General features: G+C 41.7%; 12 protein-coding genes and 1 pseudogene. 6 read left to right on the top strand and 7 right to left on the bottom strand.

Annotated elements, in window-relative coordinates:
* Positions 1–126: 126 nt before the first annotated feature.
* Complete coding sequence (guaA, locus tag FXF62_RS01150; RefSeq protein WP_149517329.1) at positions 127–1,686, bottom strand: glutamine-hydrolyzing GMP synthase; 1,560 nt, start codon at positions 1,684–1,686, stop codon at positions 127–129.
* A gap of 239 nt (positions 1,687–1,925) precedes the next feature.
* Here guaA and FXF62_RS01145 point away from each other — a divergent pair, with 239 nt between their 5' ends.
* The 6 genes and pseudogenes from FXF62_RS01145 (at position 1,926) to xerS (ending at position 7,453) form a co-directional block, all read left to right on the top strand.
* The gene (locus FXF62_RS01145) at positions 1,926–2,624 is read left to right on the top strand and encodes a GntR family transcriptional regulator (RefSeq protein WP_149517328.1); all 699 of its coding nucleotides are present in this window, start codon (positions 1,926–1,928) and stop codon (positions 2,622–2,624) included.
* 118 nt (positions 2,625–2,742) lie between these two features.
* A complete protein-coding gene (locus FXF62_RS01140) occupies positions 2,743–3,075 on the top strand; it encodes a putative DNA-binding protein (protein WP_005590307.1) in 333 nt (110 codons plus the stop codon).
* 214 nt (positions 3,076–3,289) lie between these two features.
* Complete coding sequence (ffh, locus tag FXF62_RS01135; protein ID WP_149517327.1) at positions 3,290–4,858, top strand: signal recognition particle protein; 1,569 nt, start codon at positions 3,290–3,292, stop codon at positions 4,856–4,858.
* Positions 4,859–4,919: 61 nt separating this feature from the next.
* Entirely contained in the window at positions 4,920–5,711 is a 792-nt protein-coding gene (locus FXF62_RS01130; RefSeq protein WP_149517326.1) for an alpha/beta hydrolase, read from the top strand.
* A gap of 49 nt (positions 5,712–5,760) precedes the next feature.
* A pseudogene (locus tag FXF62_RS01125) lies at positions 5,761–6,203 on the top strand (MepB family protein).
* A 179-nt stretch (positions 6,204–6,382) separates the two neighbouring features.
* Positions 6,383–7,453 carry a tyrosine recombinase XerS gene (gene xerS / locus FXF62_RS01120; protein WP_149517567.1) on the top strand — a complete coding sequence of 357 codons (1,071 nt, stop codon included), beginning with the start codon at positions 6,383–6,385 and terminating at the stop codon, positions 7,451–7,453.
* 73 nt (positions 7,454–7,526) lie between these two features.
* On the opposite strand, the gene FXF62_RS01115 is transcribed toward xerS, so the two are convergent.
* From FXF62_RS01115 to FXF62_RS01085, 6 genes are all read right to left on the bottom strand, one after another.
* Complete coding sequence (locus tag FXF62_RS01115) at positions 7,527–8,159, bottom strand: ABC transporter ATP-binding protein (protein WP_149517324.1); 633 nt, start codon at positions 8,157–8,159, stop codon at positions 7,527–7,529.
* Position 8,160: 1 nt separating this feature from the next.
* Positions 8,161–10,170, bottom strand: a complete 2,010-nt coding sequence (locus tag FXF62_RS01110; protein ID WP_149517323.1) for a DUF1430 domain-containing protein — start codon at positions 10,168–10,170, stop codon at positions 8,161–8,163.
* A 312-nt stretch (positions 10,171–10,482) separates the two neighbouring features.
* Positions 10,483–11,472 carry a lipoate--protein ligase gene (locus FXF62_RS01100; protein ID WP_149517322.1) on the bottom strand — a complete coding sequence of 330 codons (990 nt, stop codon included), beginning with the start codon at positions 11,470–11,472 and terminating at the stop codon, positions 10,483–10,485.
* A gap of 14 nt (positions 11,473–11,486) precedes the next feature.
* Positions 11,487–13,190 carry a dihydrolipoyl dehydrogenase gene (lpdA, locus tag FXF62_RS01095; RefSeq protein ID WP_149517321.1) on the bottom strand — a complete coding sequence of 568 codons (1,704 nt, stop codon included), beginning with the start codon at positions 13,188–13,190 and terminating at the stop codon, positions 11,487–11,489.
* A 72-nt stretch (positions 13,191–13,262) separates the two neighbouring features.
* Positions 13,263–14,306: a dihydrolipoamide acetyltransferase gene (locus FXF62_RS01090; protein WP_149517320.1), complete on the bottom strand. Its 1,044-nt coding sequence runs from the start codon at positions 14,304–14,306 to the stop codon at positions 13,263–13,265.
* Positions 14,307–14,526: 220 nt separating this feature from the next.
* Positions 14,527–15,519 (bottom strand): alpha-ketoacid dehydrogenase subunit beta, encoded by a 993-nt coding sequence (locus FXF62_RS01085; protein WP_149517319.1) that lies wholly within the window; start codon positions 15,517–15,519, stop codon positions 14,527–14,529.
* Positions 15,520–15,524 lie beyond the last annotated feature (5 nt).

Genomic DNA, 15,524 nt, shown 5'->3' with positions numbered 1-15,524 from the left:
TCCCATCAGAATATTTCTGGTGGGATTTTTGGTGGGGAACCAATCAATTTTGATTTATTTTTAACCTTTTATAACAACTGAAAATGCTGTTAAATCAACCATTTCACTTCAAATCATGTTTATAAATCATTCCCACTCCACAGTTGCAGGTGGTTTACTTGTAATATCGTAGACGATACGGTTGACATGGTCTACTTCGTTGACGATACGGACAGAGATCTTTTGCAGAACTTCCCAAGGGATCTTGGCAAAGTCAGCTGTCATACCATCGATAGAAGTAATAGCGCGAATGGCAATTGTGTAGTCATAAGTCCGACCGTCGCCCATAACACCTACTGAACGAACGCCTGTGTTGACAGTGAAGTATTGCCAGATATCTCGGTCAAGACCAGCCTTGGCGATTTCTTCACGGAGAATAGCGTCTGATTCGCGGACAGTTTCTAATTTTTCCTCAGTGATTTCTCCCATGACACGGATAGCAAGCCCAGGACCTGGGAATGGCTGGCGCCAGACAATTTCATCAGGCATACCAAGCTCTGTACCCAAAGCACGCACTTCATCCTTGTAAAGTGTATTTAGAGGTTCAATCAACTCAAACTGCATATCTTCTGGCAGACCACCAACATTGTGGTGAGACTTGATAGTTTGAGCAGTGTCAGTACCAGATTCGATAACGTCGGTATAAAGTGTACCTTGAGCCAAGAATTTCACATCTTTCAGTTTGCTGGCTTCATCGTCAAAGACATAGACAAACTCGTTTCCGATGATTTTACGTTTTTGCTCTGGATCCGAAACGCCAGCAAGTTTGTCAAGGAAACGCTTCGCTGCGTCCGCTTTAACGATATTAAGGCCAAACTTGCCGCCCAGCATCTCCATAACTTGATCAGCTTCGCCTTTACGCAAAAGACCGTGATCTACAAAGATACAGATCAATTGATCGCCGATAGCTTTCTGCAAGAGGACACCTACGACAGAAGAGTCAACACCGCCTGATAGGCCGAGCAGGACACGCTTGTCACCAACTGTTTCACGGATTTTTTGAATCTGCATATCGATGAAGTTATCCATAGACCAGTCGCCCTTAGCGCCACAGATATTGAGAGCAAAATTGCGCAGAATATCGTAACCGTACTCAGAATGACGAACCTCAGGGTGGAATTGAATTCCGTAGATTTTCTTGTCAGGATTTTCAATAGATGCAAAAGGACAGTCTGCAGATGTACCAGTGCGTACAAAGTCTGCAGGAATCTCTGTCACCGCATCACCGTGGCTCATCAGGACAAGCTGCTCTTCTGGTGTGCTTTCAAAGAGAGGAGAAGTAGTACGTGTTAGTTTTGATTGTCCATATTCACGATTACCGGCATCACCTGCTGGCACCACCTTCCCGCCCAATTTATGAGTCAAAAGCTGCATACCATAGCAAATCCCCAAAATTGGGATCCCCAACTCAAAAATCTCTGGGTCAATATCAAATGAATCTTCTTCATAAACTGAGTTAGGTCCACCTGAAAGGATAATCCCGACAGGATGGATAGCACGAACTTCATCCGCTGTGATCTTGTGGCTCTTGAGTTCAGAAAATACACCAATTTCACGGATACGGCGTGAAATCAGCTGGTTGTACTGGCTGCCGTAATCAAGCACGATGATTTTTTCAACATCTTGCAATTCAGTTGTAGTTGTCATCTTTTCCCTTTCTTAAAAGAAGTAATCTTTTCCCCTCATTTTATCACAAAAATCGAATTTTTCCAAGGTAATAAGACTAGCTGCAAGTAAAAATAACTGAAAGTAAGGACATTTGCTCTAAGAATTGATAATAAAATAGGATTTCCCTACATTGATTGATATTTAGTTTGACTTTTAAACTAATTGATAATACAATAAATGTATAAAAAGCTGCTTAAAATCAGAAAAGAGGGCTATTGATGTTACCTGCTTATGTGAAAATACATGATCAAATAAAAAAAGATATTGACGAGGGGATTTGGGAGATTGGCGAGCGTTTGCCAAGCGAACGTGATCTTGCTGAAACTTTCGAGGTCAGCAGAATGACCCTGCGCCAAGCTATCACGCTTCTGGTGGAGGAAGGGGTTCTAGAGCGTCGAGTCGGCAGCGGGACTTATGTCGCTAGCACACGCGTTCAGGAAAAAATGCGTGGAACAACTAGTTTTACAGAAATTATGAAGTCTCAAGGAAAAATACCGTCCAGCCAGCTAATTTCCTACCGTCGGACGCTGCCAAGCGAGCGAGAAGTCGAAAAGCTGGGCATCCATAAGACAGAGAATATCATCCGTATGGAACGGGTTCGCTATGCTGATGATATCCCAGTTGTCTATGAAGTTGCCTCGATTCCAGAGAAATATATAAAGAATTTCAAAAAAGAAGAAGTGACTAGTCATTTCTTTCAAACTCTACAAGAGCACGGCTATAAAATTGGCAAGTCCCAACAGACTATTTACGCCCGTTTGGCCAAGGAAAAAATCGCTAAATACCTAGGAATTCCCCGTGGTCACGCTATTTTAGGCCTAACACAGGTTTCTTATTTTGATGATGGAACAGCTTTCGAGTATGTAAAAAGTCAATATGTCGGCGAACGCTTTGAGTTTTATTTAGAAAACAATTGATTACATAATTTAAATTACGTTGCATAAAACTGCCAGTCGGCAGTTTTTTTATAATTCTCCATTTTCAAATATACCGAAAGAGTGGAGTTTAAAGGGATTATTTGGTATAATATTCCTTATGGAAATTGAAAAAACAAATCGAATGAATGCTCTGTTTGAGTTTTACGCGGCTTTGCTGACTGACAAGCAGATGAACTATATTGAGCTCTACTACGCAGACGACTACAGCCTTGCTGAGATTGCCGAGGAGTTTAACGTGAGCCGCCAAGCTGTCTATGACAATATCAAGCGGACAGAGAAAATTCTGGAAGACTATGAAATGAAGCTGCATATGTATTCTGACTATATCGTCCGAAGTCAGATTTTCGATCAGATTATGGAGAAATACCCCGATGATCCCTATTTGCAGGAGCAGCTTGCAGTTTTGTCCAGCATTGATAACCGAGAATAAAACGAGAGTGGGACAGAAATCGGAAATTCATTAGAATTCGATTTCGTCGTCCCACCTCCGTACAGTTGAGTAGGGCTGTAAAAGTTGATGAAATCAGCGTAGTAGAGCCCACTCAACCACTGCGTCTTGCTCGACAATCCAAAGATAATTGAGAGGCTAGGACTTTTGTCCCAGACTCATTTCCATCATTTGATAATTAAGAGGAGAAATATTTATGGCTTTTGAAAATTTAACTGAACGCTTGCAGAACGTCTTTAAAAACCTACGCAGAAAGGGGAAAATTTCTGAGAGTGATATCCAGGAAGCGACCAAGGAGATTCGTCTTGCTCTCTTGGAGGCTGACGTTGCCCTACCTGTTGTCAAAGACTTTATTAAAAAGATTCGTGAGCGAGCTATCGGACACGAAGTTATTGACACGCTCAATCCAGCTCAACAGATCATCAAAATCGTAGACGAAGAGCTAACAGCCATTCTGGGTTCTGATACTGCCGAGATTATCAAGTCACCAAAGATTCCGACTGTTATCATGATGGTCGGTTTGCAGGGGGCTGGTAAAACGACCTTTGCGGGTAAATTGGCCAATAAACTCAAGAAAGAAGAAAATGCTCGTCCTCTGATGATTGCGGCGGATATCTACCGTCCAGCGGCTATTGATCAGCTGAAAACACTGGGGCAACAGATTGATGTGCCAGTCTTTGCCTTGGGTACCGAGTTTCCAGCAGTAGAGATTGTCCGTCAAGGTTTGGAGCAAGCCAAGGCTAATCACAACGACTATGTCTTGATTGATACGGCTGGTCGCCTACAAATTGATGAAAAGCTCATGCAGGAGCTAGCTGATGTCAAGGCATTAGCACAGCCAAATGAAATTCTGCTGGTAGTCGATGCTATGATCGGTCAGGAAGCAGCAAACGTAGCCCGTGAATTTAACAATCAACTCGAAGTAACCGGGGTTATCCTGACCAAGATTGATGGGGATACTCGTGGTGGTGCAGCTCTGTCAGTCCGTCAGATCACTGGCAAGCCAATCAAGTTTACTGGTACTGGTGAAAAGATTACCGATATCGAAACCTTCCACCCAGACCGTATGTCTGGCCGTATCCTCGGTATGGGGGATATGCTGACCCTGATTGAAAAGGCCGCTCAAGAGTACGATGAGAAAAAATCGCTTGAAATGGCTGAAAAAATGCGGGAAAATACCTTTGATTTCAACGATTTCATCGACCAGCTGGACCAAGTGCAGAACATGGGACCTATGGAAGACCTGCTCAAGATGCTGCCAGGTATGGCCAATAATCCTGCTCTGAAAAATATCAAAGTAGATGAAAAAGAAATTGCCCGTAAACGTGCCATCGTATCCTCTATGACACCAGCCGAACGGGAAAATCCAGACCTGCTTAACCCAAGTCGTCGTCGTCGGATTGCAGCTGGTTCTGGTAATAGCTTTGTCGAAGTCAATAAGTTTATCAAGGACTTTAACCAAGCCAAACAGATGATGCAGGGTGTCCTATCTGGAGATATGAACAAAATGATGAAACAGATGGGATTCAATCCTAACAATCTGCCTAAAAATATGCCGAGCAGCATGCCAGATATGTCAGCTTTAGAAGGCATGATGGGCCAAGGGGGTATGCCGGATTTATCTGCCCTAGGCGGAGCAGGCATGCCAGATATGAGCCAACTTTTTGGCGGTGGCCTCAAAGGGAAAGCTGGAGAATTTCTCATGCGCCGCAGCATGAATAAAATGGCCAAGCAAATGAAGAAGAACAAGAAAAAACGGAAGTAATCGCAGACAAGTTACATAATTTATTTTATGTAACTTGTTTTGTACACTTAGGAAAAAAGAAATGAAAAAGTTTATTAAGTACCTGATTCAGCTTTACACCAAAATACAAAACAAACTCCCTTCCCATCCCATCATCCATCTACCCTTGAGTAAAGTTGACATAGAACCAATTATTATGATTCCCGGCAGTTCAGCAACGGAGAATCGTTTTAACAAAATGGTTAGAAAACTCAATCACGGCCAGCATCCTCACCATAGTCTGATTCGTATCAAGGTCTGGAATGACGGTCGAATGACTTATCGTGGGCATTTGAAGAGAAAGGACAGAAACCCCATTTTTGTGATTGGTTTTCAAAATAATCGCGATGGTTACAAAAATATCAAGAAGCAGGCTGCTATGTTTAATGCTGCCATAACTGTTTTGCGAGAGAAGTACTCTTTTACCAGGTTTAAAGGCTTGGGGCATTCTAATGGCGGACTGGTTTATACAGTATTCCTGCAGCAATTCCTAGCAAACCATTCTGGATTGGAGATGGAAAAGCTCCTGACTATTGGCAGTCCTTATAATTTGAATAAAAAAGAAGTCAGTGATCGAGTTCCGATGTTAGATGATTTTGTAGCCAACCAAGGAAAACTGCCTAAGAAGCTGCAGCATTTGTCGATTTTAGGAATATTTTTCCGAGATGGTGACGGAATTGTCCATAAAAGCAGTGTAGAGGCTGGGAGTTTGATTTACAAAGAAAAGATTGCTTCGTATAGAGAAGTCGTCATCACAGGCAAGGTTGCTCATCATTCATCTCTACCACAAAATGAACAGGTAGTTGATTTGATTAAAGGGTTTTTATTTCAATAATTATTTTACATAATTTAATTTCAGTAAAAATTAGAAAGACAATAAAACAATGAAAATGGTAGAGATTCTTCATAGGTATTATGGTGATTTTGATCTGATAAATGAAAAATGGAACGAAGACTATGAAAGCATTTTAATTAAGCCAAAGGTTGATCACAAATATAAAAGATGCCGTTTGGCAAGGAAAACACCCAAAAAAGAAGGATACTTTACAGTATTTTGGAAAAAAGACCACGACAACAAGAATATTCCTTATACTGATAGAGACTTAGGTGATGAACTGGATATTGTCGTCATCGACGACTGTCATTGCGGTTTATTTATAATTCCCAAAGAGGTGGCTACCAGTAAAAAAATTCTTTCTACAAAGGATTGTAAAGGAAAGATGGCTATGCGTTTTTATCCGTCCTGGTGCACAAATTTAAATAAAACAGCTCGTGCAACACAAAAATGGCAACTGGATTATTTTCAAAAATCGAATTAGAAGAATAAGTTTTTGGTGAAACAAGATAGAGTTTAGTTTCTCAATTCTGTCTTGTTTTTATTATCTGTTTTGTAGTGAAGTTAGGTCATATACCTCCCCTCCAACATCTTTCCGAAAAACTATAATTTTCTTGAAAAATACATCTAGATATGCTATACTACTGTTATAGAAAAAACGGAGAGATATGATGAGACGTGAACTGTTATTAGAAAGAATTGATAAACTCAAGGCCACTATGCCCTGGTACGTTCTAGAATACTACCAATCCAAACTGGCAGTGCCTTATAGTTTTACAACCTTATATGAATACCTCAAGGAATACGATCGATTTTTTCGCTGGGTTTTAGACTCTGGTATATCTGACGCTTCAAAGATTGCTGAGATTCCTCTCTCGGTATTGGAAAATATGACCAAAAAAGACATGGAAGCTTTCATTCTTTATTTGCGAGAGAGGCCGCTTCTCAATGCCAATACAACCCAAAACGGTGTTTCCCAGACAACCATCAATCGAACTCTTTCGGCTTTGTCTAGCCTCTACAAATATTTGACCGAGGAAGTTGAAAACGAACAGGGGGAGCCCTACTTCTATCGAAATGTGATGAAGAAAGTCGCTACCAAGAAGAAAAAGGAAACTCTGGCTGCTCGTGCAGAGAACATCAAACAGAAGCTCTTTTTAGGAGATGAAACCGAGGAATTTCTCCAATATATCGATACGGAGTACCCTAAGAAGCTCTCTAATCGCGCTTTATCCTCTTTCAACAAAAACAAGGAACGAGATTTAGCGATCATTGCCTTGCTGCTGGCCTCTGGTGTGCGTCTATCTGAAGCTGTTAATCTGGATCTGAAAGATATCAATCTCAAGATGATGGTTATTGAGGTGACAAGGAAAGGTGGCAAACGTGACTCAGTCAATGTTGCTGCTTTTGCCAAACTCTATTTAGAGAATTATCTAGCCATTCGAAATCAACGTTATAAGACGGAAAAAACGGATATAGCACTCTTTTTGACACTCTACCGAGGTGTTCCCAACCGTATCGATGCTTCCAGTGTCGAAAAAATGGTGGCTAAGTATTCTGAGGACTTCAAGGTGCGGGTGACACCTCACAAACTCCGCCATACACTTGCTACACGTTTGTATGATGCAACCAAATCTCAAGTTCTCGTCAGCCATCAGCTAGGTCACGCCAGTACACAAGTCACTGACCTCTATACCCATATCGTCAATGATGAACAAAAGAATGCTCTAGATAAGCTTTGATTTACATAATTAAAATTATGCCACACATAGAAAATACTCTACAATTTTTAATCATAGAGCATTTTTACTTGAATTAAATAGTATTTAACCGAATCACTTCATCGGCTTTTTCCCAAATCGCTGGGTTATGTGTTGCAATAATCATCAAGCGGTCGGGCTTTTTCAATGATAAAAGCAAGTTCATAATTTCTTGTGAAGTTTCTGGATCAAGTGCTGCAGTCAGTTCATCTGCCAAAATCAAAGGAGGATCCTTGAGGATGACTTTGGCCAAGGCGACACGTTGCGCTTCTCCACCTGATAATTCGTAGATTTTTTGATCGAGAGTGAGATAATTCAATCCCACCTTTTCTAAGACTTCTTCTTCTCGTTGTTTCTTCTCTTGTTTAGTCAATTTTTGACCAATCAATCCAAGTTCTAAATTGGCCGCTACGGTCTCGTTTTCAAGAAGACCAAAATTTTGAAAGAGATAGCCTAATTCATTTTTGAAAAAGTGATGAGATTTGATTTTCTTAAGCTCTTGCCCTCGGTAGCTGATGCTTCCCTTATCATAAGGTTCTAGCTTAGCCAGAATATTGAGCAGGGTTGTTTTGCCACAACCGCTATTTCCGATTAGGGCATAGACTTTTCCTGCTGCAAATTGCAGATTGATATCCTGAAAAACAGTCCGTTCTCCAAATGATTTTGCCAGGCGTTCTATTTTTATCATATTAGGCTCCTTTCAGAATAATGGGCAAGAAATGCTCCTCTTTATGCGAGCGGTAAAGGAGAATCAGCCATGCATTGGTCGCAAATAATAAAAGCGTGACGAGAGCGATCCACCATTCCTGTGTGAGAAAGAAAATCAGGACACTACCTAATAGCAGCATGGTAATCTCTGATACGAGCATACTTTTGTGAATTTTCAAAAAGTCCATACCCGCAATTTTCTTCAGAAAGATCGGTCTTCTAAACTCTTCAAAATAGAGGAAATTCATGGTATTAAAGAGTAGAATGGAGGTCGCCATTCCGAATACACCTCCAGCAATGGTCATGAGGTTCTCTAATTGAATGGATTGCATCATCTGCTGATAGACAGCTGCTGCATAGTCATATTGACTCACGTTTTTTTCAAGCCCATTCTCAGCTACTAGCTTCTTGCTTTTTTCAAGTCCATCAAAATACAGATAAGAATTGAGATGAGAGAAATAAGGATTGTCGTAGCCACCAAAACTTTTAGGTCGAACAACAACCAAAATCGGATCTGTCAGAAATTGCTGATAGTTCATCGGTGTATTATTATAGATAAAGCGTTTTTTGTTGTTAGGAAGATAGGTCACCCGTGCTTTCATAGGCAACTGGCTCTTTCCTTGATCATCTCTAGGAGTCAGATAATCTTCATAGCGTTTTCTCAACTCCTCTTCTTGACCCTTCAATTTTTCAGGGAGCAAGAGTCCAAATTCTCCAGCTTGTAAGTGATTCAAGCGCTCTTTTTCCTCAGGGGAAACTGAGATCCTTTGGATATCAAGGTAATTTGGAGTGATATAAAGGGTATTGGCAAGAGGATCGTAATCCGTGATCGAAAGATCTCTCCCTGTTCTAGGATCATTCATGAAGCCTTTTGAATCAAAAGATGCGAGCTGATGATAGACCAAGAGACCACCTTTTTCGATGCCAGACTCGATGAGCTTAGACCATTTGGCTCTGTTCTCAATTTGCGTCTCTTTGTTTGTACTCTGTGAAAAATCCTCCCGATTTACACCAATTTGAACCCAATTCGTCTCTTTAGACCAAGCCACTTTCCCCTCTTGGTAAGTCTGCCAGACAGAACCATAGATACTGACTCGATGGATAGCAAGGCCAATGAGAGCAACAGCGAGAAATTGACAGGTAAATAGAAAAACTAAAATCCTTTTTACTGGAATTTTCCCTTTTAAAAGGCTAACCAAGTGCACAGTCTGGATGCTGAAAGCAAAGATAAAGGACAGGAGAGCTGATACGATGAGTAAGAGCATATTGTAAATGATACTACTCGAAATGATGAAGGAATAGGCAAAGGGGGTTAATTGTAAACAATAAATCAAAATGGATCCTAAGGCACTGGCTCCAATACATCCTAAAAGCAGCTCTCTGCTGTCTTCCATGAGAGAACGTCCAAAGAGTTGGTACCGTCTCATCCCTGCAATGTAACGAATCCCTGCACTCCTCAATTCAAGTGTTTTTTGAATAATGGCCAATGCACTAAAGCTAAGAATAAAAATAACCAAGGCTAAGGATTGGGAACCGGAACCAAAAAATGCCATAAAATTCTGCAAGAGATTAGGCTTATTCATGAAAGTCTTTGAGAAAGCAAGTTCGTGTAGTTTTTGATCCAACTTTTCGAGTGGTAACTTCCCTGAGAGTATATAGTAATTGGTAAGTAAGCTTTTCTTAGAAGCAACTTCTTTATCTGCTTTTTTGATGCCCTTTGGAAGCTCTCCCTCTCCGTAGATATCATAGGAGAACTTGATCTGACCTTGCGAATCTGTTTGTTGAATCTGGCGAGCGATTACACTATTGCTTTCCCTTGCTAACTGATCTAAGTTGGCCGAAAGCTCCTCATTGGTGATATTTCTTTCTTGTTTAAGAACTCCTACCACAGGGAGACTTCGGTGGATAAGCGTATTTGGCGAAATAAAGGCAATCCAAAGAAGAAAGCTGGTGATAAAAAGATTAGAAAAGATAATAAAGACTCGTTTCATAAGATCACACTTTCTAAAGAGAGATTGAAGAGAGATATTTCAAGCTTTTCAAATGACTTTATTCATCTATAGTATATCATAAAAGCAATATATTAGAAATTATTTATAGGTAAAAATGAGTTCAAAAAAGAGGCTGGAACAAAAGTCCTAGCCTCTCAATTGTCTTTGGATTGTCGAGCAAGACGCAGTGGTTGAGTGGGCTCTACTACGCTGATTTCATCAGCTTTTACAGCCCTACTCAACTGTGCGGAGGCGGGACGACGACATCGAATTCTAACGAATTACCGATTTCTGTCCCACTCTCTTATGATTTTATCCTACTACTGCTTCAGCGATTTCTTCACGACTGATACCGGCAAAGTAGCGGGTAATATCTATTGTTTCCAGTGCTTTGAGGACATCCTCACGTTCATATCGAACACCGCGAAGGACATCTTCTACTGCTGCGACGTCTTCGATACCAAAGAAGTCACCGTAAATCTTGATGTCTTGGATTTTTGATTCGAGAACATTGGCAAAGACTTCGACCTTACCACTAGGGAATTTTGTTCCACGACGGACGTTAAACTCAGGTGATTTACCGTAATTCCAGTCCCAAGTACCAAATTTAGTATCCTTGATACGATTGATTTCCGCCAATTCTTCCTCTGAAAAGACGTATTCAGTCATCTCTGGGTACTCTTTTTTCATATAGCCCAGAAGAAGGTTCTTAAACTCTTCAACAGTGATTTTCTCTGGCAGCTCGTCCACAATATTGGTTACACGAGCACGGACAGATTGAACCCCCTTGGATTCAAACTTATCCTTGGAAACTTTAAGGGCGTTGGCCAAGACTGACAAATCCACATCAAAGAGCAAGCAGCCATGGTGCATGATACGTCCATTGATGTAGGCTTGGGCATTGCCACAGAATTTTTTGCCATCAATTTCCAAGTCATTGCGGCCAGTGAATTCAGCCTTTACGCCAAGCTGAGCCAAGGTATTGATTACAGGCGTTGAGAAAGATTTGAAATCAAAGGCTTTATTCTCATCTTCTTTGGAAATAATCGTGTAGTTCAGGTTGTTAAGGTCGTGGTAAACTGCTCCGCCACCGCTAATGCGACGCACCACTTCAATACCGTGTTTCCGCACATAGTCGCGGTTAATTTCTTGGATCGTGTTTTGATGGCGCCCGACAATAATCGATGGCTTATTGATCCAGAGCAGGAAAATTTGATCCTCATCAAGGAGATGCTTAAAAGCATACTCCTCGAGAGCGATATTAAAGGCAGTATCATTGCTGTTGTTAATGATATATTTCATTGACGAGACATCCTTTATTTCTTCTTAGGTGAGTGGATAGCCATTCCTAGAACATCCGCAAACGCTTCATACATTACTTCTGAATAAGTTGGGTGTCCGTGGATGGTCTTAAGCATTTCTTCAACAGTAATTTCCATTTCAATAATGCTTGATGCTTCGTTGATCAATTCTGCAGCTGCAGGACCAATGATGTGGACGCCAAGGATTTCTCCGTATTTCTTATCAGCAATGACTTTAACGAAACCTTGAGCTGCATCAGAGGCAATGGCACGGCCGTTGGCTGCGAAGTTGAATTTACCGATGGCAACATCGTATTTCTCACGAGCTTGTTCTTCCGTTAGACCTACTGCTGCTACTTCAGGAAGAGTGTAGATCGCTGCAGGAGTCAAGTTAAGTTTCGCAACAACATGGTTACCTTTAAGGGCATTTTCAGCCGCTACTTCACCCATACGGAAAGCTGCATGAGCCAACATCTTAGTACCGTTAATATCACCTGGTGCGTAAATACCTGGAACAGAAGTTTCCATGTACTCGTTGACTTTGATACGGCCACGATCCAATTCGAACTCGACATCGCCAATACCTTCTAGATCTGGCACACGTCCGATAGAAAGCAGAGCTTTATCTGCGAGGATATCTTCTTTTCCTTCAACCTTGATACGAAGTTTGCCGTTTTCTTCGATGATTTCTTCCAACTTAGTTTCAGTCAGAATTGTCATACCCTTGCGCTCCAAGATGAGGCGAAGGTTCTTAGAAACTTCCGCATCCATGGCTGGAACGATACGATCCATCATTTCAACAACCGTAACTTTTGAACCAAAGGTCATGAAGGCTTGGCCGAGCTCAATACCAACAACTCCACCACCAATAATAACGAGGCTTTCTGGCACTTCGTTCATTTCCAGAATATCATCACTGGTCATAACAAGAGATGATTCCATACCAGGAACGTTAATCTTGCTGACTTTTGAACCACCAGCAAGGATGATCTTCTTGGTTTCAAGCAATTCTGAACCATTAACCAAAACATTCTTGTCTTTAGTAATGGTACCAACACCCTTATGAACATCTACGCCGTAGCTGCGGAGAAGACCAGCAACACCACCAACCAAGGTATTGACAACTTTAGACTTGGTTTCAAGGAGTTTGTCCATATCTACAGTGAAGTTTGGATTTTCAATGACAATACCACGATTTGCTGCATGACCAATATTTTCAATAATTTCAGCATTGTGGAGATAAGTCTTAGTTGGAATACAGCCACGGTTCAAGCACGTTCCGCCGAGTTCAGACTTTTCAACCAAGGCAATCTTGCCACCAAGTTGAGCCGCTTTGATGGCAGCTACATATCCAGCAGGACCACCACCGATAACAACGATATCGTAAGCGTCATCGCTCTTAGCATCATCATTTGAGGCACTTGCTGCTGGTGCAGGGCTAGCTGCTGGCGCTGCTGCTCCTGCTGTTGGGATATTTTCGCCTTCTTCACCAAGATAACCGATAACTTCCGTTACAGGGACAGTTTCGCCATCACCCTTGAGAATGGCAATCAGGTAGCCATCTTCTTCTGCTTCCAATTCCATGCTGACCTTGTCAGTCATGATTTCCAAAAGGATTTCCCCTTCTTTGACAAATTCACCGACTTTTTTATTCCATTGGACAATTTGTCCTTCGGTCATATCCACGCCGGCTTTTGGCATAATTACTTCTAAAGCCATTTTTATTTCCTTTTCTAATTAGTTCTTCATTTGCTGAGCGCTTCTTTGCTTTTCAGACTAGCAAAGAAAATCTTATACCAACATTGAAATTGGGTCTTCAATCAGAGCCTTCAAGTCCTTCATGAACTTAGCTCCAGCCATTCCATCAACTACACGGTGGTCAATGGTCAAGCCCAAGCTCATAATTGGACGGATAACGATGTCTCCATTCACAACGACAGGTTTTTCAACCGTTGAGCTGACACCCAAAATAGCAGAGTTTGGTTGGTTGATGATTGGTCCAAAAGACTGTACACCAAACATTCCCAAGTTACTAATCGTGAAGGTTGAATTTTGCAGCTCGCTTGGAGCCAACTTGCCATCCAAAGTGCGTCCAATAACGTCTTTAAAGGCTACTACCAGCTCGGACAGGCTCATTTTCTCTGCATTGTAGACAACTGGTGTCATTAGGCCGTTATCCATGCCGACTGCCATGGCTAAATTCACATAGTTGTGTGTGATAATGGTCTTGCCATCCTCTGTCAAGGTCGAATTGAGGTAAGGATGCTTCATCAATGTCTTGACAACAGCTAGAGAAAGCAGGTCTGTAACCGTTACTTTTTTTCCAGTAGCTTCCATGATTGGCTCTAGCACTTTTTTACGCAAGGCCAGCATTTCTGTCATATCGACATCGTAGTTGAGAGTGAAGGTTGGTGCCGTCAGGTAAGATTCTACCATCCGTTGAGCGATGACCTTCCGCATCGGTGTCATCGGAATCCGCTCAATTTCACCGTAAGAAGTGATGTTGTCTGGAACTTCTTCCACTTTCTCGATTTGAGCAGGAGACTTAATCGTATCCGACTCAATATTTTCAGGCAGAAAGGCAAGGACATCTTTTTTCATAATCTTGCCACGATGGCCAGTTCCTTGAATTTCTTGCCAAGCGATATTATGTTCTTGGGCAATTCGTTTTGCCAGTGGTGAAATCCGCACCACGTTTGTATCTTTATAAGTTTCCACGTCTTCTTTGTGGACACGACCGTTTGCGCCTGAGCCAGAAACATCATAGAGGTTGATTCCCAAATCATCCGCTAACTTTCTAGCAGCAGGAGTCGCTCTTAGCTTATCATCAGCCATGACCTCTCCAATTCTAATTATGATACTAAAGGCACTGACTGCAAAGAAAAAGTAGCTTTAATTCCTTCCAGTCGTAACCCTACAAGTTATTTTAATGCTATTTGTAACGACTATCAGCCATCACGAAAGTTTTAACATCTTTGAGCCTCTACACAAGATTAGATTACATAAAATAATCTATGTAATCTAATCCATGAGAAAGCCTTTTCTTTATTATACCTTATTCTTTATGATATGTCTTCCGAATAGCGTCTTTGATGCTTTCAACAGTCGGAATCATTGCGTTTTCCAAGTTTTGTGCATAAGGCATTGGCACATCTTCACCGGCACAACGGCGGATTGGTGCATCTAGATAGTCAAATGCTTCAGACTCGGCAATAATCGCTGAAATTTCACCAATAAAACCGCTGGTTTTGTGAGCATCATTGACCAGAACGACCTTACCAGTCTTTTTAACAGAGTTAATGATAATGTCTTTATCAAGCGGCACCAATGTACGTGGGTCAACGACTTCTACAGAGATACCTTCTTCTGCCAATTCTTCAGCTGCCTGCATGACACGGCGCAGCATTTTTCCGTAGGTAACAACTGTTACATCTGTACCTTCTTTTTTGATTTCGCCAACGCCAAGCGGAATAACATACTCAGGATCGACTGGCACTTCCCCTTTTTGGTTAAATTCAGACTTATATTCCAAGATAATAACTGGGTTATTGTCTCGGATAGAAGCTTTGAGGAGACCTTTCATATCAGCTGGAGTACCTGGTGCTACTACCTTCAATCCTGGAATGTGGGTAAACCAAGATTCCAAAGACTGAGAGTGCTGAGCCGCAGAGCCAACTCCATTACCAGCCGCACAACGAATGGTCATTGGAACTTGCCCTTTACCGCCAAACATATAGCGAGTTTTAGCCGCTTGGTTGACGATATTATCCATGGCAATCACAGCGAAGTCCATGAAGGTCATATCGACGATTGGACGAAGGCCAGTCATGGCTGCTCCTGCTGCTGCTCCAGAAATAGCTGCTTCTGAAATCGGACAGTCACGTACACGCTCAGGTCCAAACTCTTCCAGCATACCAACGGATGTTCCGAAATCTCCACCAAAGACCCCGACATCCTCTCCCATCAAGAGTACATTTTCATCGCGACGCATTTCCTCAGACATAGCGAGGATAATGGTGTCACGAAAAGACATAGTTTTAGTTTCCATTTTCT

This window comes from Streptococcus cristatus (assembly GCF_008369405.1).
GTDB lineage: Bacteria > Bacillota > Bacilli > Lactobacillales > Streptococcaceae > Streptococcus > Streptococcus cristatus_G.
Note: the sequence above shows the minus strand (reverse complement) of the source record. Positions and strands in the feature narration are given on the sequence as shown.